Below are 21897 nucleotides of genomic sequence, written 5' to 3'. Positions count from 1 at the left end.
ATTTTGAATGTCAGTCCGCATTCGCGAGCAAGCCCGCTCCCACAGGGGGGCTGCGGAGTTAATGCATGAAGGATCAATCGTCGAACTGGCGCCGCTCATTCTCGATCGCTTCGGCCAGGGCGCGGGCTTCGGCTTCTTCTTCGCTCAGTTCGGGTTCGGGCTCGCGTGGTTCGAGGGCGGCGACGGCGGCCAGCAACTTTTCCCGGGCTTCGGCCACGCCGAGGGGGTCATCCTCGGGTTCGGGTTCAGGTTCAGGTTCGAGTCCGGGCTCAGGCAATCCCTGCGCCTCGTTCTCAATTTCCGGACCGTCCCGCAGCAAGTCGTCAAAATCGGTCTTGAGACCTTCCTCCATGGTGTCCAGCTCCAGTAGCAGCGAGTGGAAGCTGGTTTCCTCCTTGGGCTCCTCCGGCTCGGCGCTGGCATCGGCCAGGTCCTGCAAGCCCTGGGGCACGGGGGCGTCGTCGAATTCGAGCATCGGCTCGGGCTCCAGCTCCCGCAGCTCGGCCAGCGGCGGCAATTCGTCGAGGTTCTTCAAATTGAAATGGTCGAGAAGGGCCTTGGTGGTGGCGAACATCGCCGGTTTGCCCGGCACGTCGCGATAACCCACCACCCGGATCCACTCGCGCTCCAGTAACGTCTTGACGATATTGCTGTTCACGGCCACGCCCCGCACGTCCTCGATTTCGCCCCGGGTGATCGGCTGGCGATAGGCAATCAAGGCCATGGTTTCGAGCATGGCACGGGAGTAGCGCTGCGGTCGCTCCTCCCAAAGGCGACCGACCCAGGGCGCGAATTTTTCGCGGATCTGCAGGCGGTAACCGGAGGCCACTTCCTTGAGTTCGAAGGCCCGGCCTTCGCAGGATTTGCCCAGCAGTACCAGGGCTTTCTTGAACACAGCCGGCTCGGGCCGCTCGCCTTCTTCGAAGAGTTCGAACAGGCGCTCCATCGATTGCGGCTTTCCCGAGGCCAACAGGAAAGCTTCAAGCAAGGGTGCCAGCTCGCGGGGTTCAGTCAGATTCATTGATTTGCTCGTTATTCGGCTCGGGCCCGCACGTGAATCACGGCGAACGGCTCATTTTGCACCAGCTCGACCAAGGATTCCTTGACCAATTCCAGGATCGCCATAAACGTCACCACCACTCCAAGGCGTCCTTCCTCGGCGGTGAACAGCTCGACGAAGGGTACGAAGCCGCCGCCCTTGAGCCTGTCCAGCACGTCGCTCATGCGTTCTCGGGTGGACAACGCCTCGCGGCTGACCTGGTGGCTTTCAAACATATCGCCCCGACGCAGGACCTCGGCCATGGACATCAGCAATTCCTCCAGACTCACGTCTGGCAACAACTTGCGGGCGCGGGCCTCGGGGGCATCGAGCTTGGGCACCACCACGTCACGCCCGACCCGACTCAAGCCGTCGATGCCTTCGGCCGCGGCCTTGTAGCGCTCATATTCCTGCAAGCGTCGAATCAGGTCGGCGCGGGGATCGTCCTCCTCTTCCTCGATCTCGGCCGAGCGCGGCAGCAACATCCGCGACTTGATCTCGGCCAGCATGGCCGCCATCACTAGGTATTCGGCCGCCAGCTCCAGGCGCACCGACTGCATCAACTCGACGTAGCCCATGTATTGGCGAGTGATCTCCGCCACCGGGATGTCGAGAATATTGATGTTCTGTTTGCGGATCAGGTACAGCAGCAGGTCGAGCGGCCCCTCGAAGGCTTCGAGGAACACTTCCAGGGCGTCCGGCGGAATGTAGAGGTCCAGGGGCATTTCCATGACCGCCTGGCCGTAGACCATGGCGAACGGCAGCTCCTGCTGAGCACCGGCCTGGCTGTCTGCAGGGTCCACCGCGGTTTCCACTGCGGACATTCAGGCCTCGACCATGAACGGGGTCGGGTCGCCGCAGCCGACGCGCACCACCTGCGGCTCGCCATCGGCGAGGTTGATCACGGTAGACGCCTTCATCCCGCCGAAACCGCCATCGATGATCAGGTCGACCTGATGTTCGAGCAACTGACGAATCTCATAGGGATCGGTCATCGGCTCGGTCTCGCCGGGCATGATCAGGCTCACGCTCATCAGCGGCTCACCCAGCTCCGCCAACAGCGCCAGGGAAATGGGGTGGCTGGGTACCCGCAGGCCGATGGTGCGTTTTTTCGGATGCAACAACAGTCGCGGCACTTCACGGGTGGCGTTGAGGATGAAGGTATAGGGACCAGGCAAATGGGCCTTGAGCAGCCGGAAAGTGCCGGTGTCGATCTTGGCAAACAACCCCAGTTGTGACAGATCGCTGCAGATCAGCGCGAAGTTGTGCTTGTCGTCCAGTTGACGCAGGCGTCTCACTCGCTCCACCGCGTTTTTGTCGCCAATCTGACAGCCGATGGCGTAGGAAGAATCGGTGGGATAAACCACCACGCCACCGCCACGAATGATTTCTACAGCCTGTTTGATCAGGCGCGCTTGCGGGTTTTCCGGATGAATCTGGAAAAATTGACTCACGTGTTCTACCTGTTCAGACGGAGGCGGTAACGGGATCATGTTTGAATCTACACCAAAGCGGTGGCAGATCTTCGGGCAGCGGGCGGTACTCACCTATCTCGGACCAGCCTCCCGGGCCATGGAAATCACTGCCGGCGCTCACCAACAGCCCGAACTCCCGGGCCAGGATCGCCAGGCTGCCGACCTGCTCGGCCGGTTGGTGACCGTTGACCACCTCGATGGCATGGCCCCCTGCTTGAATATAGTCGGCTATCAGACGACGACGCTTGCTACGCGTGAAATCATAGTGCCAGGGATGTGCCAGGCTGACCCAGGCGCCAGCCGCCCGCAGTGTCCCGACGGTGTCCTCCAGCGTCGGCCAATGCTGCTTGACGTCTCCCAACTTGCCGGCCCCCAGCCATTTGCGAAACGCTTCGGCGCGATCCCGAACGAAACCGGCGCGCACCATCCAGTCGGCAAAATGCGGTCGGGCCGGTGCGTTGCCGCTATCACCCAATTCCTGCTGGATCTGCCGCGCCCCGTCCAAGGCACCGGGCATGCCCTTGAGGGCGAGCTTGCGACTGATCTCTTCGGCCCGCAGCCAGCGCCCGTCGCGCAGTGCGGCAATGGCCTGGACCAGCGGCGGTGCATCGACATCGAAGCCGTAGCCCAGCACATGAATGGTCGCCCCGCCCCAGGTGCAGGACAACTCGACACCGTTGACCAACTGCATGCCCAGCGCCGTCGCCGCGCCACGGGCCTCGTCGAGGCCTTCGAGGGTGTCGTGATCGGTCAGGGCCAGGACTCGCACGCCGTGCTCGAACGCCCGCGCCACCAGAACCGCAGGCGCCAGGGCGCCATCGGAGGCCGTGCTATGGCAGTGCAAATCAACATTCACAGGGGGTCACTACCTCAAATCAGCTGGCCCTATCGCGGCCAAGGATGTTTGTTATTATGCCGCCACATCCTGCTTCTGGCTGCCATTGTGAAACAATTCATCGACTTCATCCCGCTTCTGCTGTTTTTCATCGTCTACAAACTTGACCCTCGACCCCTCGATATTGCCGGTCACTCCTTGACCGTAGGCGGTATCTACAGTGCCACGGCCGTGCTGATCGTCAGTTCCCTGGTGGTCTACGGCGCCCTTTTCATCTCCCAGCGCAAGCTGGAAAAAAGCCAGTGGCTGACCCTCATTGCCTGCCTCGTGTTCGGCAGCCTGACCCTGGCCTTCCACAGCGAAACCTTCCTGAAATGGAAAGCCCCGGTGGTCAACTGGCTGTTCGCCCTGGCTTTCATCGGCAGCCACTTCATCGGCGATCGCCTGTTGATCAAGCGCATCATGGGCCACGCAATAAGTCTGCCGGAGCTGATCTGGACCCGGCTGAACATCGCCTGGGTCGTTTTTTTCCTGTTCAGCGGTGCCGCCAACCTGTTCGTTGCGTTCACGTTCCAGGAGTACTGGGTCGACTTCAAGGTATTCGGCAGCCTGGGCATGACGCTGTTGTTCCTGATTGGCCAGGGCGTCTACCTGTCCCGTCATCTGCACGACGCCGATTCCACTACGCCAAAAACCGAGGACTGACATGCTCTACGCAATCATTGCCACCGATGTCGCCAACTCCCTGGAAAAACGCCTGGCCGCTCGCCCCGAGCATCTTGCGCGCCTGCAACAACTCAAGGCCGAAGGCCGGGTCGTACTGGCCGGTCCGCACCCGGCGGTCGATAGCAACGACCCGGGCGCCGCTGGCTTTAGCGGCAGCCTGATCGTGGCCGAGTTCCCGTCCCTGGCCGATGCCCAGGCTTGGGCCGAAGCCGATCCGTTCGTGACCGCCGGCGTCTATGCCAACGTCGTGGTCAAGCCGTTCAAGCAAGTCTTGCCGTAACCCGATACGCAATGGGCCTTCAGGGCTCATTGCGCTCAATGCTGCCAATTGCTCATTGTTCTCGTTTGCCTGCCGACAACCTGTCTAATCTGTCTAATCTCGACTGGAATTCAGGAGTGACAATGCGCAAAGGTCCGTTGTGCCTGTTATGGGTCATGTTGGCGGTCGGGTCACCCGCCCATGGCGAAGAAAACACCGAGGGCAGCCACTCGGCGCCGTTGTCGCTGAGCGCAGGCAGCCAGATCACCGAACTGCAGCAACGCTTGAAAGAAAGCGAACGCCTGCGCGAAGAACTGACACAGCAATTACAGAACGCCAACAGCGAGCGCGAGAGCGCCTTGTTGAGCCGGTTGCGTCAGGAGAATCAACGCTTGAAGCTGCAACTCAAGGAAGCCCAGGCCAGCCCGCTGCCGCGTCTGTTGACCGATCAACAGCAATGGTTCGTCATCGGTGCCGGGGTAGCGCTATTGGCCCTACTCTGCGGTATCTTTGCCAGCGGTGGACGTAGACAACGTCGGCAATGGCTAAATTGAGTGATTCATGAGCGAGCTGTTACTGATTGATGATGACCAGGAGCTGTGCGAGCTCCTCGGCAGCTGGTTGGGCCAGGAAGGGTTCCTGGTCCGGGCTTGCCACGATGGCCAAAGCGCCCGCAAGGCCCTGGCTGAAACGGCTCCGGCGGCGGTAGTGCTGGATGTGATGTTGCCCGACGGCAGTGGCCTGGAATTGCTCAAGCAGTTGCGCAGCGATCACCCGGAGCTGCCGGTGCTGATGCTCTCGGCCCGTGGCGAACCGCTGGACCGCATCCTCGGCCTGGAACTGGGTGCCGACGATTACCTGGCCAAGCCCTGCGACCCACGGGAACTGACCGCCCGCCTGCGCGCCGTCTTGCGCCGCAGCCACCCCACGGCAGTGTCCAGCCAGATCGAACTGGGAGACCTGACCTTCAGTCCGGTACGAGGCGTGGTCTGCATCGATGAACAGGAACAGACCCTCACCGTTTCCGAAAGCCGTCTGCTGGAAGCGCTGCTCAAGCAACCGGGCGAACCGCTGGACAAGCAGGAACTGGCGCAGCTCGCCCTGGGCCGCAAGCTGACCCTGTACGACCGCAGCCTGGACATGCACGTCAGCAACCTGCGCAAGAAAATCGGCCCCCACCCCGACGGCCGCCCGCGCATCGTGGCCCTGCGTAGCCGGGGTTACTACTACAGCCTCTGACCCCCAATGCCCTGTGGCAAGACTGGACTGTGGGAGCCAAGCTTGCTCGCGATGCAAGCGCCTCGGTTTCCTGGGAGATCGCGTTATCTTCATCGCGGGCAAGCCTTGCTCCTACAGAGCCGGGTGCTTGGCATTCAAGATTTGTAAGCCTTGCGCCAAAACCTCTTTACTCAAGCTTTACGCCCCCCTGACCGCCGCTGACCTTGATCTTTGTAATCTGCACACATCCGGAACTGACCGGGAACGAGACAAGGAGATACACCATGCGCAAGACCCTCATCGCTCTGATGTTCGCTGCTGCCCTGCCCACGGTCGCCATGGCCATGCCTGAAGGCCCTGGCCCGATGGGTCCGATGGACGGCCCACGCCACGGCCAGATGCACGACAGAGGTCCGTACAGCGAACTGGACCTGACCCACGAGCAGCGCCAGCAGATCCGCCGGATCATGGGCGAACAGCGCCATGAGCGGCAGGAGTTGGTAGAGAAGTACCTGGCAAAACTGTCGCCGGCCGACCAAAAGGCCATGGAGGATGAAATGAAAGCCCGGCATGAGAAAGTCGATGCCCAGATCCGGGGCCTGCTCAAGCCTGAACAGCAGAAGGAATTCGACGCGATCCAGAAGAAACAGGCCGAACGTCGTGCCGAATGGGCCGAGTTCAAAGCGTGGAAGGCGCAACAGCCGCAAAAAGCGCAATAATGCGCTGATGCATCCCAGCCCAACGGTCGATGGCCGTTGGGCTTTCTTTGTTTGCGAGGATTTACCGTGCGTTCATTGTTCTGGCGCATCCTGGCCAGTTTCTGGCTGGCGATCACCCTGGTTGCAGGACTTTCCATTCTGATGGGCCACATGTTGAACCAGGACGCGTGGATTCTCAGCCGTCACCCTGGCCTCAACACCCTGGCCGAGAAGTGGACGCAAACCTACGAAAGCCAGGGCGAAGACGCCGCCCAGGACATCCTGCAACAGCGCAAACGCCAGTATCACATCGACGTCCAGGTGCTGAACGAAAGCGGCGACCCGGTGGTGCGCGGCACTTTCCCCCAGCGTGCCGCGGCCTTCGAGGCGCGCCAGAAGAACGATGACCGGCGCCTGCCCTGGCGACGGCTGACCGATGAGTTCACCAGCACCAAGACCGGCGACACGTATCTGTTCATCTATCGCATACCCCATCCCGAACTGGACGCCTGGCACCGCGACAGCCTGCTCTGGCCCCTCAGCGCCTTGGGCATCGCACTGGTAGTGCTGACACTGTTCAGCCTGCTGGTGACTTTCTCCATCACCCGCCCGCTGAACCGCTTGCGCGGCGCCGTGCATGACCTGGGACAGACCACCTACCAGCAGAACAGCCTCGCCAAGCTGGCCAACCGCCGCGACGAGTTCGGCGTATTGGCAACCGACTTCAACCGCATGGGCGCACGCCTGCAAAGCCTGATCGGCAGTCAGCGTCAGTTGCTGCGGGACGTGTCCCACGAACTGCGCTCGCCCCTGGCCAGGCTGCGCATCGCCCTGGCATTGGCGGAACGAGCCAGCCCCCAGGAGCGGGAAAACCTATGGCCACGCTTGACCCGCGAATGCGATCGACTGGAAGCGTTGATCAGCGAAATCCTGGTGCTGGCCCGGGTCGATGCCGACAACGCCAGTGCCGAAGAGGTGGACCTCAACGGTTTATTGGTCGCCCTGCAAAAAGATGCACAGCTGGGGTCACCGGAACAAAGCGTGCAGCTGCAGGCCGAACCGAACCTCACCCTCAAGGGCTGGCCGACCATGATCGAACGGGCGGTGGACAACCTGCTACGCAACGCCCAACGTTTCAACCCGGCGGGACAGCCCATTGAAATGCGCGCGGTGCGCCAGGGAGAGCGGATCACGGTAAGCGTGCGCGATCATGGGCCGGGGGTGGACGCCGCGCACCTGGGTCAACTGGGTGAGCCGTTCTACCGTGCGCCAGGCCAGACCGCTGCCGGGCACGGCCTGGGCCTGGCCATCGCCCGTCGTGCCGCTGAGCGCCATGGCGGCACGCTGGTGTTGGCCAATCATCCTGGCGGCGGGTTCATCGCGAGCCTGGAATTACCGCTGGTGCCGGGCGCGATCGTGCAGCCGTGAAGCGGCAAATCGAAGGTGATCAACGAAACCCACGGCTCACCAGCATTCGCTCGCGCACCAGGTCATAGACCCAGTGGTAGCCATAGGTGTACGGCAGGAAAAACAACAGCACCCCAATATCCAGCACAAATGCCTGCCATAGGCTGATCTTCAGCCACCACGCCACCAACGGCACCGCGACCGCCACCAGGCCCCCTTCAAACAGCAACGCATGGACAACCCGGACCCAGGCGTTGCGCACGATCCCGAAGCGTTTGAGCAAACGGTCGAACGCACCGTTGAACAACACGTTCCACACCAGCGCCAGCGCCGCAATAGCGACCGTTGCCACTCCCATGTCGAACAGCGGTTTATCCATGATCCAAGCCAGCAACGGGGTACAAATGAAGATTGCCAACAGTTCAAAGCCAATGGCCTGGAGGACACGCTCAAATACGGTTTTCTGGACGTTCATTCCATCACCCCTGCAAAAGAAGACGTGGTGATCATCCAGCGCCGGAGCGATACTTCAAAACCATTAACCATCGATCAAGGCGATACTTTGAATGATTTCTCATGAGGTATTGACGGCGTTTGTCCAAGCCGCCGCCCAAGGTTCGTTCTCGGCCGCCGCGCGCAAGCTGGGTAAAAGCCAGTCGACCATCAGTGCCGCGGTCGCCAGCCTGGAAGACGAGCTGAACCTCGTCCTCTTCGACCGCAGCAGCCGCAAACCGACCCTGACTCCGGCAGGACATGTGGTGTTGCAACGCGCCGAGGACATACTTGCGGCCAGTCACCGCCTGGAAATGGCCGCCAGCCAGCTGTCCGAAGGCGTGGAAGCAAAATTCACCGTGGCGATCTCCGATACTTACCAATCCGATCGCTTCGAAGCAGTACTCGGCGCGCTCGAGCAACGCTATCCGGACCTGGAGCTCGAATGCCTGATTGCCGAATGCGACGATTTGATAGCGTTGGTACAACAGGGCCGGGCTCATCTCGGGCTTGCCGAAACGCAGGCGGGGTATCCGCCGGATCTCACCAGTGCGACGGTGGATGAGCGCACGGAAATCGCCTTGTTCGTTTCAAGGCAACACCCACTGGCCAAACTGGAGGCGGTAGACGAACTAGCGTTGCAACGTCATCGCCAGTTGCGCCTGGCAACCATCATCAACCCTTACGAAACTCGAGCCCTGGGTCGGGTCTGGTCCGCTCCCAGTTACCTGATGCTGCTGGAAATGGCGCTGGGGGGCTTTGGTTGGACCCCGCTGCCACGTTGGCTGGCGGCACGTTTCGGCGCCGGAAAATTGCAGGAGCTGAACGTACGTGGCTGGCCAAGGCTGGTATCGGTCGATGCCGTCTGGTCGAAACGATACCCACCGGGCCCAGCGGGAAGCTGGTTCCTGGGCAAGATGCTGGAATGAATAAGCACACTCGCTGGACCAAACGATAATTCCTCTTATTCAAACTGCCCCGCCCTGTTAGACTTTGCGCCCTCTTTTTACCCATCTCCCAGGTCGCCCGATGCCGTCGTTGCCTCTTCGTTTATGCGCACTGTTCATGGCCTTGGGCCTGAGCGCCTGCGACGATGCCCCGCGCTTTACCCAGGCCGAACCGGGTGAAGCCCGGTCCGGTGGCGCCGCGACGGTACGCAAGGCCGACCAGAATGCCTTTTCCCTGCCCTCGGCCAACCTGCCACCCTCGCGGCGCGTGGACTTCAGTGTCGGCAACAGTTTCTTTCGCAGTCCCTGGGTGATCGCACCGTCGACCACCACCGCCCGGGACGGCCTTGGACCGCTGTTCAACACCAATGCCTGCCAGAACTGCCATATCAAGGATGGCCGCGGCCATCCACCGGCACCGGACGCGACCAGCGCAGTGTCCATGCTGGTACGCCTGTCGATCCCTGACGCACCGCCCTACGCCAAGGTCATCGAACAATTGGGCGTGGTCCCGGAGCCTGTCTACGGGGGGCAGTTGCAGGATATGTCCGTGCCCGGTGTCATCCCGGAAGGCAAGGTGCGGGTCGATTACACACCTGTCCCGGTACGTTTCAAGGACGGCACGGTCGTGGAGCTGCGCAAGCCGAGCCTGCAGATCACCCAGCTGGGTTATGGCCCGATGCACCCCGATACACGTTTTTCCGCCCGCGTCGCTCCACCCATGATCGGCCTGGGTCTGCTCGAGGCCATCCCCGATGCCGCAATCCTGGCGAACGCCGATGCCCAGGCAAAGGAGAAAAACGGCATCGCGGGTCGACCGAACCAAGTCTGGGACGATGTCCAGCAAAAAACCGTCCTGGGTCGCTTCGGCTGGAAGGCCGGTCAGCCCAATCTGAATCAGCAGAACGTCCACGCCTTCTCCGGTGACATGGGTCTGACGACGAGCCTGCGGCCCTTCGACGATTGCACCGAGGCCCAGATCGATTGCAAACGCGCACCCAACGGCAACGGTCCGGATGGCGAGCCGGAAGTCAGCGACAACATCCTGCGATTGGTGCTGTTCTACAGTCGCAACCTCGCCGTGCCGGCCCGTCGCGAGGTGGACTCGCCCCAGGTGCTGGCTGGCAAGAATCTGTTTTTCCAGGCCGGTTGCCAGTCGTGCCACACGCCGCAATACACCACCTCGGCCAACGCCGCCGAGCCGGAGCTGGCGAACCAGGTCATTCGTCCCTACACCGACCTGCTGTTGCACGACATGGGCGAAGGCCTGTCCGACAATCGCAGCGAGTTCAAGGCCGGTGGCCGCGACTGGCGGACCCCGCCGCTATGGGGCATCGGTCTGACCGCGACCGTCAGCGGCCACACCCAGTTTCTGCATGACGGTCGCGCCCGCAACCTGCTCGAAGCCGTGCTCTGGCATGGCGGCGAAGCGCAAGCAGCGCAGCGTCAGGTCTTGGCGTTCAATGCCGAACAGCGCGCTGCGTTGCTGGCCTTTCTGAATTCCCTTTAAATGCCTTCTCCGAAAAACGGGAGCCCGACATGTTCCGTCCCAAGCTGTTGTTCACCAGCCTCGCCGCCCTCGCCCTCGGCGCCTGCTCGCCACAGGACCCGCAAGCGGTCACTTCGGCCGCCATCGCCAAGCAAGTGATCCTGCCGACCTACAGCCGCTGGGTCGAGGCCGACCGGCAATTGGCAACCAGCGCACTGGCGTTCTGCCAAGGCAAGGAAAACCTGGAGACTGCCCGCGCCGACTTTCTCAAGGCACAGAAAGCCTGGGCCGAGCTGCAACCGCTGCTGATCGGTCCGCTGGCCGAGGGCAATCGCGCCTGGCAGGTGCAGTTCTGGCCGGACAAGAAGAACCTGGTGGGCCGCCAGGTCGAACAACTGATCAACAGCGAGCCGCAGATCGATGCCGCCGGCCTGGCCAAGTCCAGCGTCGTGGTCCAGGGACTGTCGGCTTATGAATATTTGTTGTTCGACGCGAAAATCGACATGGCCGACAGTGCGCAGAAAGCCAAATACTGCCCACTGCTGATTGCCATTGGCGAACGCCAGAAACAACTGGCCGAAGAAATCCTGTCACGCTGGAACACCAATGACGGCATGCTCGCGCAGATGAGCAAGTTCCCGAACCAGCGCTACGCCGATTCCCACGAAGCCATCGCCGATCTGCTGCGGGTCCAGGTCACTGCATTGGACACGCTCAAAAAGAAACTCGGCACCCCTATGGGTCGTCAGAGCAAAGGCGTGCCTCAGCCTTTCCAGGCCGATGCCTGGCGTAGCCAGTCGTCGCTGCAAGGGCTGGAAGCCAGCCTGAGCGCGGCCAGGACGGTCTGGGTGGGTGTGGACAACAAAGGCTTGCGCGGCCTGTTACCAAGCGAGCAAAAAACCTTGGCCGACAAGATCGACGCCGCCTACGATGCTTCGCTGAAACTGTTCGCCAGCTCCCAGCGTTCGCTGACCGAAATGCTCAACGACGACGCCGGACGCCAACAGCTCAACGATTTGTATGACAGCCTCAACGTCGTCCACCGCCTGCACGAAGGCGAACTGGCCAAGGCGCTGGGCATTCAACTGGGCTTCAACGCCAACGACGGTGACTGATCATGTTTCGACGTCAGGTCCTGGCGCTGGGCAGCTTGCTGCTCGGTGCCGTCACCCTGAGCGGCTGGACGCTGTTCAAGCAAAAGGACAAGAGTCCGCTGCTGCTTTCGGCCCGAGACGATGGCGAGGGCAAGCATTACGCCGTGGGTTATCGACTGGATGGAACGCAGGTGTTCGCCACCCGGGTCGGCCAGCGCTGCCATGACATCATCAACCATCCGTCACAGCCGATTGCGCTGTTCGTCGCCCGGCGTCCTGGCACCGAAAGCTACCTGATCGACCTGCGCGACGGCGCCCTGCTGCAAACCGTCGCCTCGCAGCCGAACCGGCATTTTTATGGCCACGCGGTGATCCACAAGGGCGGCGAATGGTTGTATGCCACCGAGAACGACACCACCGATCCGGGACGCGGTCTACTCGGGGTCTACCGTTTCGAAGGCGAGCGACTGGTGCACAGCGGCGAAATTCCGACCCATGGCATCGGTCCGCACCAAGTGTCCTGGATGCCCGACGGCGAGACTCTGGTGGTGGCGAACGGTGGCATCCGCACCGAAGCCGAAAGCCGGGTCGAGATGAACCTCGATGCCATGGAGCCGAGCCTGGTCCTGATGCAACGCGATGGCACCCTGCTGAGCAAGGAAACCCTCGCGCAATCGATGAACAGCGTGCGGCACATGGGAATTGCCAGTGACGGCACCATCGTGACCGGCCAGCAGTTCATGGGCGATGTCCACGAATCTTCGGAGCTGCTGGCGATCAAGCGTCCGGGCCAGCCATTCCAGGCGTTCCCGGTGGCGGACCACCAGTTGCAGGCCATGGGGCATTACACCGCCAGCGTCGCCGTACACAGCGACCTGCGCCTGGTGGCCCTGACCGCACCGCGGGGCAACCGCTTTTTCATCTGGGACCTGGACAGCGGCGAAGTGCGCCTGGATGCGCCTCTTCCGGACTGCGCCGGCGTGGGTGCGGTGGCCGACGGGTTCGTCGTGACGTCGGGCCAGGGTCGTTGCCGCTATTACGATTGCCGCCAGTCACAGCTGGTTGCAAAACCGCTGGATCTGCCGGCAGGGCTCTGGGACAACCATTTGCACCTGGTATAAACGCAGGGGTGAAACCGTCCGGGGCGAGCCCCTTGAATTTAAGGACGAATCCTACGAGACAACGACCCGACAGCATCTGGAATCCACCGCACACTCGGGGTAAGGTGCCCGCCTGACTGTATCTTTCTTTTAGGCCTTTCCAAGGAAGTGGAACATGCTGCGACGCCGCATGCTGATCATGTTGGGTGTTGTCCTGCTGGTGGTGCTGTTGCTGGCCGGCTACAAGGCCTTCTCCGTTTATCAGCAAATCCAGATGTTTTCTGCGCCGAAACCGCCGATCAGCGTCGCGGTGGCTACCGCCGTCGAACAACCGTGGCAGGCACGGTTGCCCACTATCGGTAGCCTCAAGGCACTGCAAGGCGTGGACCTCAGCCTGGAGGTCGCCGGTACCGTGCAGAAGGTCCTTTTCCAGTCTGGGCAGAAGGTCAAGGCCGGCCAGCCGCTACTGCAACTGGACAGCGACGTTGAAACCGCCTTGCTGGAAACCGCCGAGGCCGACCTTGGCCTGTCGCAGCTGGACTTCGGTCGAGGCCGGCAGTTGGTGGGCAGCCAGGCGATCTCCAAGGGCGAGTTCGACCGGCTCGCGGCGCAGTTGAAAAAGAACCAGGCTACCGTCAACCAGTTGAAGGCTTCGCTGGCGAAGAAACAGATCCTCGCGCCGTTCAACGGCACCATCGGCATTCGCCAGGTGGATGTCGGCGACTATCTGGCCAGCGGCACGGTGATCGCCACCCTGCAAGACCTTGGCAGCCTCTACGTGGACTTCTACGTACCCGAGCAGAGGATCCCCAGGCTCGCCATTGCCCAGCCAGTCAATGTCAACGTATCGGCCTACCCCGGACAGACCTTCGTCGGCACCATCAGCGCCATCAACCCCAAGGTCGAGGACAGCACCCGCAACGTCCTGGTGCGCGCCACCCTGGCCAACCCCGACGGCAAGCTTCTGCCTGGCATGTTCGCCAGCCTCCAGGTCATTCTGCCGGACATGGCCGCCGGCATCGTCGTGCCGGAAAGTGCCGTGACCTACACCCTTTACGGCGACTCAATGTACGTGGTGACCCAGAAGAAAGCCGCCGATGGCAGCATCGAAAAGGATGACAAGGGCCAGCCGGTCCTGATCGCCGAGCGACGCTTCATCGAAACCGGCGAGCGCCGTGACGGGCAGGTGCTGGTAACCAAGGGCGTGAACAGTGGTGAACAGGTCGTGATCGCAGGCCAGATCAAGCTCGATAACGGTACCCCTGTCGCCATCGCCGATGACAAGACCCTGACCGAACAGAACAGTTCGCCGCGCGCGGACTGATCAAGGAACCCCAATGGCTTTTACCGATCCGTTCATTCGCCGTCCGGTGCTCGCCACCGTGGTCAGCCTCTTGATCGTACTGCTGGGCTTCCAGGCCTGGAGCAAGCTGCCCCTGCGGCAATACCCGCAGATGGAAAACGCCCTGATCACCGTGACCACCGCGTACCCAGGCGCCAACGCCGAAACCATCCAGGGCTACATCACGCAGCCGATGCAGCAGAGCCTGGCCAGCGCCGAAGGCATCGATTACATGACCTCGGTCAGCCGTCAGAATTTTTCGGTGATATCGGTCTATGCCCGCATCGGCTCCAACAGCGACCGGCTGTTCACCGAACTGCTGGCCAAGGCCAACGAAGTCAAGAACGAGCTGCCCCAGGACGCGGAGGACCCGGTGCTCAGCCGTGAAGCCGCCGATGCCTCTGCACTGATGTACATCAGCTTCTTCAGCAAGGAGCTGAACAACCCGCAGATCACCGATTACCTGTCACGGGTGGTTCAACCCAAGCTGGCGACGCTTCCCGGCATGGCTGAAGCGGAAATCCTGGGCAACCAGGTCTTCGCCATGCGCCTGTGGCTGGATCCCGTCAAGCTCGCCGGCTTCGGCCTGACCGCCGCCGACGTGACCAATGCCGTGCGTCAGTACAACTTCCTCTCGGCGGCCGGCGAAGTGAAAGGTGAATATGTCGTCACCAGCATCAACGCCAACACCGAACTCAAATCCGCCGAGGCCTTCGCCGCGATCCCGCTCAAGACCGACGGGGACAGCCGCGTACTGCTGCGGGACGTGGCCCGGGTGGAGATGGGCGCGGAAAACTACGACACCATCAGTTCCTTCGGTGGCACGCCGTCCGTATACATCGGTATCAAAGCCACCCCCGGCGCGAACCCGCTGGATGTGATCAAGGAAGTGCGCAAGATCATGCCGGAGTTGGAGGCCCAACTGCCAACGAACCTCAACGCCGAGATCGCCTACGATGCGACGCTGTTCATTCAGGCTTCCATCGATGAAGTGGTGAAAACCCTTTTCGAAGCCGTGCTGATCGTCATCGTCGTGGTCTTTTTGTTCCTCGGCGCGCTGCGTTCGGTGGTCATCCCGGTGGTGACCATCCCGCTGTCGATGATCGGCGTGATGTTCTTCATGCAGTTGATGGGCTACTCGATGAACCTTTTGACACTGCTGGCCATGGTGCTCGCCATCGGTCTGGTAGTGGACGATGCCATCGTCGTGGTGGAGAACATTCATCGCCACATCGAGGAAGGCAAGAGTCCGTTCGACGCCGCACTGGAAGGTGCCCGGGAAATCGCCATGCCAGTGGTCTCGATGACCATTACGCTGGCGGCTGTGTATGCGCCGATCGGTCTGCTGGAAGGCCTGACAGGCGCATTGCTCAAGGAGTTCGCCCTGACCCTCGCCGGAGCGGTGGTGATCTCCGGCATCGTGGCCCTGACCCTGTCGCCCATGATGTGCGCCGTACTGCTGCGGCACGACGAGAACCCCTCGGGCCTGGCCCACCGCCTGGACGTGGTGTTCGAACGCTTGAAAAGCCGTTACCAGCGCATACTCCACGGCACGCTCAATACCCGGCCGGTGGTACTGGTATTCGCCGTGATCGTATTACTGCTGATCCCGGTGCTGGTCATGTTCACCAAATCCGAACTGGCCCCGGACGAAGACCAGGGCATCATCTTCATGATGGCCAACGCGCCACAGCACACCAACCTCAATTACCTGAACACCTATACCGATCACTTCCTCACGATTTTCAAGGAATTCCCCGAGTACTATTCCTCGTTCCAGATCAATGGCTACAACGGTGTCCAGTCCGGTATCGGCGGCTTCCTGCTCAAGCCCTGGAACGAACGCAACCGTACTCAGATGGAAATCCTCCCTGACGTCCAGGCGCGGCTGGAGACGGTACCGGGCCTGCAGATATTCGGTTTCAACCTCCCCTCCCTGCCTGGCACGGGCGAGGGGTTGCCCTTTGCCTTCGTCATCAACGCGCCGAAAGACTACGCGACGCTATTGGAGATCGCCGAGCGCGTGAAGAAACGCGCGATGGAGTCCGGCAAGTTCGCCTTCATGGACATCGACCTCGCCTTCGACAAGCCAGAAGTCGTCGTGGATATCGACCGCGACAAAGCTGCCCAGATGGGTGTGTCGATGCAAGACCTGGGCGGTACGCTCGCCACGCTGCTGGGGGAATCGGAGATCAACCGTTTTACCATCGAAGGTCGCAGCTACAAGGTCATCGCCCAGGTCGAGCGCCCCTTCCGAGACAACCCGGACTGGCTGAACAACTACTACGTGAAGAACGAACGCGGCGAATCCCTGCCCTTGTCGACCCTGATCAAGGTCAGTGACCGGGCCCGTCCCCGACAGTTGAATCAGTTCCAGCAGCTCAATGCAGTCACGATCTCGGGGTTCCCCATCGTAAGCATGGGCGAGGCGATCGAAACGGTCCGTCAGATCGCCCGGGAAGAAGCACCGACAGGGTTCGCCTTCGACTATGCAGGGGCTTCACGTCAGTTCGTCCAGGAAGGCAGTGCCTTGTGGGTCACCTTTACCCTGGCCCTGGCGATCATCTTCCTGGTGCTGGCCGCTCAGTTCGAGAGCTTCCGCGATCCACTGGTCATTCTGGTAACGGTGCCGCTGTCCATTTGCGGAGCACTGATTCCGCTGTTTCTCGGTTGGTCGAGCATGAACATCTATACCCAGGTCGGGCTGGTGACGCTGATCGGCCTGATCAGCAAGCACGGTATCCTGATCGTCGAATTTGCCAACCAGTTGCGCAAGGAACAGGGCCTGACACCCAGAGAAGCAGTGGAGAAGGCCGCATCGATTCGTTTGCGGCCGGTGCTGATGACCACCGCGGCGATGGTGTTTGGCATGGTACCGCTGATCCTGGCCACCGGAGCCGGGGCGGTAAGCCGCTTCGACATCGGCATGGTGATCGCCACCGGGATGTCTATTGGCACCTTGTTCACACTGTTCGTATTGCCCTGTATCTACACCCTGTTGGCCAAGCCAGACAAAGCCGCCTGAAACTCAAAGGCCTCGCACAAGCGAGGCCTTTGAGTTTCACCTTATGAGCTTCAGCTCTGCGGTCTCATACCCTGGGAAAGGCTGAACATGAACAGCAACAGATCATGGTCCGGCCGGACAGCCTCGCTTGCCTTGGCCACCCGCGGCAAGGGGCAATGTGCATCGGAATGGGAGGCACTGAGGATCTGCGAGCGGGGCTGCTCCCAAACAGCTACCGCCATCGACGTTACTGCCAGGGCTCCCACCAGGAATACACCTCTAGCAATTTCCAGTTTCATCGTCATAAGCCTTTGATAGCGCTGCCAAACGCCGTTTCATAAAAGTAGACGAGTTTTTTCCAGTCACAATCGTTGAACGACGAGTGGCGACGCAGCTGCTTGAGATCGTGGGATGCAGCACCTCGGGCAGTCAGGCGCTGGCGGCTCTTCTCCAGGTCCAGCAGGGCCACTTCGGCGTGGGCCGACTCGCCCTCCCCCGTCACGCGTACAAACACATGCTTGGCATAGAGGCAGCCGTGCTGCCAGCGCCCCTTGTGCATCCGGGCCAGGTTTTCAGCCAGTGCCTGGAGAATGCGGTCATGCAGTGCTTCGCCATGGCGCTCGCGCTCGCCTGCGGCGTACCACTGTTCCAACTCTACGAAACCGTCCAACGCATGAGTGACCAACAATGCACGCCATTTATGAACCGGATCCCGTTGTGCGCCACAGAAGATAATCTGGGGGACGCCGACGTCCAGCCGGGTCAAGGCCAGGAGCGCGTCCTGCTCGCGCAATACGGTTGGTCGGCCAAACGGATGGAACAAGCTACGGTAGACATGGCCGATCTGACGCTTGGCATACAGCTGTTTACCGTTGCCGCTGTCAATCCGCTGCACACCACTTTCACCACCACGACGTACATTCGGAGCCTCTACCCACTCACCCTGCTGGTTCCAGAAGTGATCGAAATTGCCCGCATGAACCGTCGACGCTTCTTCTGCCTGCATCACCATGCTGTTACCTCTTGCGTAATACATAAACTCGCCACATGGCATAGAGCGGTAAGAAATCCAATCGTTCTTGAATTCGGAACCCGGCCTGTCGAAACTCATCCTCGACTGTAGCGACCGGTAACACAAATCGGTTCTGGTAGTCTTTCTGCCCACGGGTACGTTCCAAGCGCTTGCGTTTCCAGGCTTTGAAATTGCCATCAACCCACAATGAAACGATCACGCTGTCTCGGCTGACACGCTCGAATTCCCGCAAAATCGCCAGTCGGTGCGCGGACTCACCAATGTGGTGCAGCAAGCGCATGCAGAAAATGCTGTCGACGGCGTTATCGGGCAAGGCAATGTCGAACGCAGAAGTGTGCAAAGGTTGTACCCGTTTGACGACATCGGCCGGTTGCGCCCTCAACGCCGTCATGAGCATCGCCTCGGAGTTGTCCGCGCCGATGATGACCCGATTCGGTTTTTCAGCCAGCAAGGGCCAGAAACGCCCGGCACCACAGGGCAAATCCAGCACGAGACCCGGATCTCCCGCAAGCGATAATGCCCGTCGGGCCAATTGCTCGTCACGCCGATGAGAAAGGCGTCGACTCAAGCCGCTGCGGTGTTTTTGCAAGTATTCCCGAGCGTGTTGCTCGTTGTACTTTTCAGAGAAGTCGAGCTTGATGGCGTTGGACATGGTGGGAACCTCCATAACTGAATGGCTCCCACCTTAGGGTTGGGCATGTCGGCACCAAGTCATCCCTTTGTGAAAACTTCGTCGTGTAAACGGACCAATGTTTTCAAGACTTTTCCATATCCATGGGGCCGATTGCGGCATTCACGCCTTGGGACGCAGGTCCACTTGGAAATGGCAGCCGTTGGGCTCCATCGTGCTGAGGCTCACTGTCCAGCCCTGGTTCTCGCAAATCCGCTGCACCAACGACAGCCCTAACCCAAGCCCTTCGCCGCGCTTTTCGTTGCCCCGCACGAACGGCTCGAACATCGCCTCGCGCTTTTCCTCGGGAATACCGACACCACTGTCCTCGACCACAAATCCGCTGACGCCGAGAGTGAGCCGAATGAACCCCTGGTCCGTGTAGTGCAAGGCGTTGCGCAGCAAGTTGCCCATGACGGCGGTCAGGAATGTAGCGTTGTACAGCGTGTCGGTGGTTTGTCCCGGCTCGAAGATCAGTTCCAACCCTTTGGATTCGATCGGGGTTCGCCACAGTCCGATGAGGTTCTCGGCCACCTGGCCCAATGTCATGGTAGGAGACATGCCGCTGTCTTCGCGTTGTGTCCTGGCGAGCATCAGGAAAGTCTGCACCAGTTCACGCATCTCTTCACTGGCGCGGTTGATACGCTCGACCTGGGTACGGCCACGTTGATCCAATGCCGGGTTCTCCAACAACAGCTCGCAGGAGGTCGCCAGGACCATCAACGGGGTACGCAATTCGTGGCTTACATCACTGGTGAACAACCGTTCGCGGGTCAGCGCTTGGCGCAATCGCCCTAGTGTGGCGTCGAACGCCACGGCCAGCTCGCCGACCTCATCGGCGGCATAATCGGGCGCCAGCGGCGGAGCAAGCCCGAGGAGCTGATCGCGATGACGTACTTGCCGTGCCAAGCGCACCACTGGCGCCATCACCCGACGAGCCAGGACCCAGCCCAGGAATACCGCCAGCGCCAGGCTGAGTACGAAGCCCACCAGCACCACGGCGAACAGCACCCGTTCGCGCTCTTCGAAATCGCTCTGGTCCTGCAGCAGTACGTAGTGCCGACCGTCTACGATTTCCACCATGGCGTGATAAGACAATTGTTCACGAAACACTTCATGGAAACCGCGCTCCAGATGGCGCAAGTCCTTGGGCAACTCGAAGTCGCCCGGGCCCCCGCTGAAGTAGAACAACTGGTCAGGCTCCGGACGATGGCTCCAGTCCGACACGCTGTCCATCAGTAACAGACGTTGCAGGTCGCCCCCCAGCCCGGCGGAAATCAGCTTTTCTTCCACCAGATGGACCGTCGCCACGATCCCCATGGCAAACGCCCCGGCCACCAACGCGCTCATCAGCGCAAAAGCGATGATGATCCGTTGCGCAAGGCTCTGCTTAAACTCCATCTCTGCCCTCGGCCAGGCGATAACCGACGCCGTGCACAGTGTGCAGAAGCGGTTTGTCGAACGGTTTATCGATGACCTGGCGTAGCTGATGAACGTGGCTGCGCAGGCTGTCGCTGTCAGGGCAATCATCGCCCCACAACGCCTCTTCGAGAATTTCCCGGCGCAGCACATGGGGGCTTTTCTGCATCAGCACGGCCAGCAACTTCAGGCCGACCGGGTTGAGTTTGAGCAGCTTGCCTTCGCGGGTCACTTCGAGTGTGTCGAGATCGTAACTCAGGTCGCCGACCTGCAAGGCGCGCCGACCACCGCCCTGGGCCCGACGCATGACGGCTTCGATCCGTGCCGCCAGTTCCGACAGGGCGAAAGGTTTGATCAGGTAATCATCGGCCCCGGACTTGAAACCCTGCAAGCGATCATCCAGTTGATCCCGGGCAGTGAGCATGATCACCGGCGTATCGCGCCGCGCATCTTCGCGCAAGCGCTTGCACAAGGTGTAGCCGTCGATACCCGGCAGCATGATGTCCAGCACGATCAAGTCGTAGTGTTCAGTGGCGGCCAGATGCAACCCCGATAAACCGTCCTGGGCACAATCGACGGTGTAGCCTTTCAGGCCCAGGTAATCGGCCAGGTTAGCCAGGATATCGCGGTTGTCTTCGACCAATAGAATTCGCATCGGCATCTCCTCTGCTCACGGTAGACGGGCGTCGTGGCCCGCGCAGCTTAAGGCCAAGTGTGACTCTCGGCTAGAGGCATGCAGGCCCCTTGGCAGAATGGAGCGCCGGACGTTGACGAGTTTTTCACTCGGCATTCACACCTCGCCAATGCAACGTATCGGACACTGCGCGCTGAAAATTCCCACCGAAGGTACCGCCATGGTCTCCACCGTCGTCCGTCCCGCTTCTAGGCCATTGAATTTCCGGATCGTCCTGGGCGTGCCCGCAGTTGTTGCGCTGATCCTGGTATTGCTGGAACTGACGACACTGGACATGGCGCTGGCCAGGCTGTTCTACGACCCGGACGGCGGTGGTTTCATCGGCCGGCACAGTTTTTTTCTGGAAGACATCCTGCATGACCGGGCCAAACAAGTGGTCATCGGTTTTTCGGTGCTGGCGATCCTCGGCTTCATTGGCTCCTTTTCCGTCGCGCGGCTCAAACCGTTCAAGCGGGAACTGGGTTGCCTGGTGTTGTCCCTCGCACTGGCGACTTCATTCGTCACTCCGATGAAAGCCGTGACAGCGGTGCAATGCCCCTGGAGCCTGAAGGAATTTGGTGGCAAGGAAACCTACAGCGAACTTCTGAGCCCGCGTCCGGCCACCGACAAGCCCGGTCGGTGCTGGCCCGGCGGCCATGCCGCGACCGGTTTCACACTGTTTGCGCTGTTCTTCGTCCTGCGCGACCGACGTCCGCGTCTTGCTCGCCAGGCTCTGGTGTTCGCCTTCGCCCTCGGAACGGTGTTTTCCCTCAGCCGAATGATGCAGGGGGCGCACTTCTTTTCCCATAACGTGTGGACCGCGGTGTTCTGCTGGCTGATTTGCCTGGGGTGTTACTACTTCATCCTGTACCGACCGGCCGCCACGATCGACCGCGTCGTCCTGCCCGACCCTGCCAGGGCCTGAGGCCATTTCAGAGGTGGGCGGGCCTGCAATGAAGATGTTGGGGCTGAAGGCC

Annotated in this window: 23 protein-coding genes; 13 read left to right on the top strand and 10 right to left on the bottom strand. The window is 61.0% G+C overall.

Annotation, left to right across the window (positions count from 1 at the left end; translation table 11 throughout):
* Window positions 1-73: 73 nt before the first annotated feature.
* The 4 genes from scpB to AD666_RS02305 form a co-directional block, all read right to left on the bottom strand.
* Entirely contained in the window at window positions 74-1021 is a 948-nt protein-coding gene (gene scpB, locus AD666_RS02320; protein WP_053147160.1) for an SMC-Scp complex subunit ScpB, read from the bottom strand.
* A gap of 11 nt (window positions 1022-1032) precedes the next feature.
* Window positions 1033-1731 (bottom strand): ScpA family protein, encoded by a 699-nt coding sequence (locus tag AD666_RS02315; protein ID WP_172679585.1) that lies wholly within the window; start codon window positions 1729-1731, stop codon window positions 1033-1035.
* A 132-nt stretch (window positions 1732-1863) separates the two neighbouring features.
* Window positions 1864-2493, bottom strand: coding sequence for an L-threonylcarbamoyladenylate synthase (locus tag AD666_RS02310; RefSeq protein ID WP_053147156.1), 630 nt, complete (start codon window positions 2491-2493; stop codon window positions 1864-1866).
* A gap of 13 nt (window positions 2494-2506) precedes the next feature.
* On the bottom strand, window positions 2507-3370 hold the full coding sequence (locus AD666_RS02305) for a PHP domain-containing protein (RefSeq protein ID WP_053147154.1): 864 nt from the start codon (window positions 3368-3370) through the stop codon (window positions 2507-2509).
* A gap of 87 nt (window positions 3371-3457) precedes the next feature.
* Here AD666_RS02305 and AD666_RS02300 point away from each other — a divergent pair, with 87 nt between their 5' ends.
* The 6 genes from AD666_RS02300 to AD666_RS02275 all read left to right on the top strand — a co-directional run bounded on the left by AD666_RS02300 (window position 3458) and on the right by AD666_RS02275 (window position 7678).
* A complete protein-coding gene (locus tag AD666_RS02300; RefSeq protein ID WP_053147443.1) occupies window positions 3458-4054 on the top strand; it encodes a septation protein A in 597 nt (198 codons plus the stop codon).
* Between the two features lies 1 nt (window position 4055).
* Window positions 4056-4355 (top strand): YciI family protein, encoded by a 300-nt coding sequence (locus AD666_RS02295; protein WP_053147152.1) that lies wholly within the window; start codon window positions 4056-4058, stop codon window positions 4353-4355.
* 122 nt (window positions 4356-4477) lie between these two features.
* Window positions 4478-4888, top strand: a complete 411-nt coding sequence (locus AD666_RS02290; RefSeq protein ID WP_053147150.1) for a translation initiation factor 2 — start codon at window positions 4478-4480, stop codon at window positions 4886-4888.
* Between the two features lie 7 nt (window positions 4889-4895).
* A complete protein-coding gene (locus AD666_RS02285) occupies window positions 4896-5573 on the top strand; it encodes a response regulator transcription factor (protein WP_053147148.1) in 678 nt (225 codons plus the stop codon).
* A gap of 263 nt (window positions 5574-5836) precedes the next feature.
* Entirely contained in the window at window positions 5837-6271 is a 435-nt protein-coding gene (locus tag AD666_RS02280; RefSeq protein ID WP_053147146.1) for a Spy/CpxP family protein refolding chaperone, read from the top strand.
* Window positions 6272-6337: 66 nt separating this feature from the next.
* A complete protein-coding gene (locus AD666_RS02275; RefSeq protein ID WP_053147144.1) occupies window positions 6338-7678 on the top strand; it encodes a HAMP domain-containing sensor histidine kinase in 1341 nt (446 codons plus the stop codon).
* 19 nt (window positions 7679-7697) lie between these two features.
* On the opposite strand, the gene AD666_RS02270 is transcribed toward AD666_RS02275, so the two are convergent.
* Complete coding sequence (locus AD666_RS02270) at window positions 7698-8132, bottom strand: multidrug/biocide efflux PACE transporter (protein WP_053147142.1); 435 nt, start codon at window positions 8130-8132, stop codon at window positions 7698-7700.
* A 91-nt stretch (window positions 8133-8223) separates the two neighbouring features.
* On the opposite strand from AD666_RS02270, the gene AD666_RS02265 reads away from it, so the two are divergent.
* The 6 genes from AD666_RS02265 (at window position 8224) to AD666_RS02240 (ending at window position 17146) form a co-directional block, all read left to right on the top strand.
* The gene (locus AD666_RS02265) at window positions 8224-9078 is read left to right on the top strand and encodes a LysR family transcriptional regulator (RefSeq protein ID WP_053147140.1); all 855 of its coding nucleotides are present in this window, start codon (window positions 8224-8226) and stop codon (window positions 9076-9078) included.
* 100 nt (window positions 9079-9178) lie between these two features.
* Window positions 9179-10606 carry a di-heme oxidoredictase family protein gene (locus AD666_RS02260; RefSeq protein WP_053147138.1) on the top strand — a complete coding sequence of 476 codons (1428 nt, stop codon included), beginning with the start codon at window positions 9179-9181 and terminating at the stop codon, window positions 10604-10606.
* 29 nt (window positions 10607-10635) lie between these two features.
* Window positions 10636-11700, top strand: coding sequence for an imelysin family protein (locus AD666_RS02255; protein WP_053147136.1), 1065 nt, complete (start codon window positions 10636-10638; stop codon window positions 11698-11700).
* Between the two features lie 2 nt (window positions 11701-11702).
* The gene (locus AD666_RS02250; RefSeq protein ID WP_053147134.1) at window positions 11703-12800 is read left to right on the top strand and encodes a DUF1513 domain-containing protein; all 1098 of its coding nucleotides are present in this window, start codon (window positions 11703-11705) and stop codon (window positions 12798-12800) included.
* Window positions 12801-12954: 154 nt separating this feature from the next.
* Window positions 12955-14103 (top strand): efflux RND transporter periplasmic adaptor subunit, encoded by a 1149-nt coding sequence (locus AD666_RS02245; RefSeq protein ID WP_053147132.1) that lies wholly within the window; start codon window positions 12955-12957, stop codon window positions 14101-14103.
* A gap of 13 nt (window positions 14104-14116) precedes the next feature.
* A complete protein-coding gene (locus AD666_RS02240) occupies window positions 14117-17146 on the top strand; it encodes a multidrug efflux RND transporter permease subunit (protein WP_053147131.1) in 3030 nt (1009 codons plus the stop codon).
* A 50-nt stretch (window positions 17147-17196) separates the two neighbouring features.
* Here AD666_RS02240 and AD666_RS26745 read toward each other — a convergent pair whose 3' ends face one another.
* The 5 genes from AD666_RS26745 to colR all read right to left on the bottom strand — a co-directional run bounded on the left by AD666_RS26745 (window position 17197) and on the right by colR (window position 20902).
* On the bottom strand, window positions 17197-17424 hold the full coding sequence (locus AD666_RS26745) for a hypothetical protein (protein WP_053147129.1): 228 nt from the start codon (window positions 17422-17424) through the stop codon (window positions 17197-17199).
* 2 nt (window positions 17425-17426) lie between these two features.
* Window positions 17427-18137: a lipopolysaccharide kinase InaA family protein gene (locus AD666_RS02230; protein WP_053147127.1), complete on the bottom strand. Its 711-nt coding sequence runs from the start codon at window positions 18135-18137 to the stop codon at window positions 17427-17429.
* A gap of 4 nt (window positions 18138-18141) precedes the next feature.
* Window positions 18142-18810: a class I SAM-dependent methyltransferase gene (locus AD666_RS02225; protein ID WP_053147125.1), complete on the bottom strand. Its 669-nt coding sequence runs from the start codon at window positions 18808-18810 to the stop codon at window positions 18142-18144.
* Between the two features lie 141 nt (window positions 18811-18951).
* Window positions 18952-20229 (bottom strand): HAMP domain-containing sensor histidine kinase, encoded by a 1278-nt coding sequence (locus AD666_RS02220; protein ID WP_053147123.1) that lies wholly within the window; start codon window positions 20227-20229, stop codon window positions 18952-18954.
* On the bottom strand, window positions 20219-20902 hold the full coding sequence (gene colR, locus AD666_RS02215; protein WP_025215158.1) for a two-component system response regulator ColR: 684 nt from the start codon (window positions 20900-20902) through the stop codon (window positions 20219-20221). Before colR ends, AD666_RS02220 begins: the two co-directional genes overlap by 11 nt.
* 199 nt (window positions 20903-21101) lie before the next feature.
* Here colR and AD666_RS02210 point away from each other — a divergent pair, with 199 nt between their 5' ends.
* Entirely contained in the window at window positions 21102-21845 is a 744-nt protein-coding gene (locus tag AD666_RS02210) for a phosphatase PAP2 family protein (RefSeq protein ID WP_053147441.1), read from the top strand.
* The last annotated feature ends 52 nt before the right edge of the window (window positions 21846-21897 follow it).

It is taken from the genome of Pseudomonas sp. Pf153, assembly GCF_001269775.1.
GTDB classification, from domain to species: domain Bacteria; phylum Pseudomonadota; class Gammaproteobacteria; order Pseudomonadales; family Pseudomonadaceae; genus Aquipseudomonas; species Aquipseudomonas uvaldensis.
This window is presented reverse-complemented; position numbering and strand designations above follow the sequence as displayed.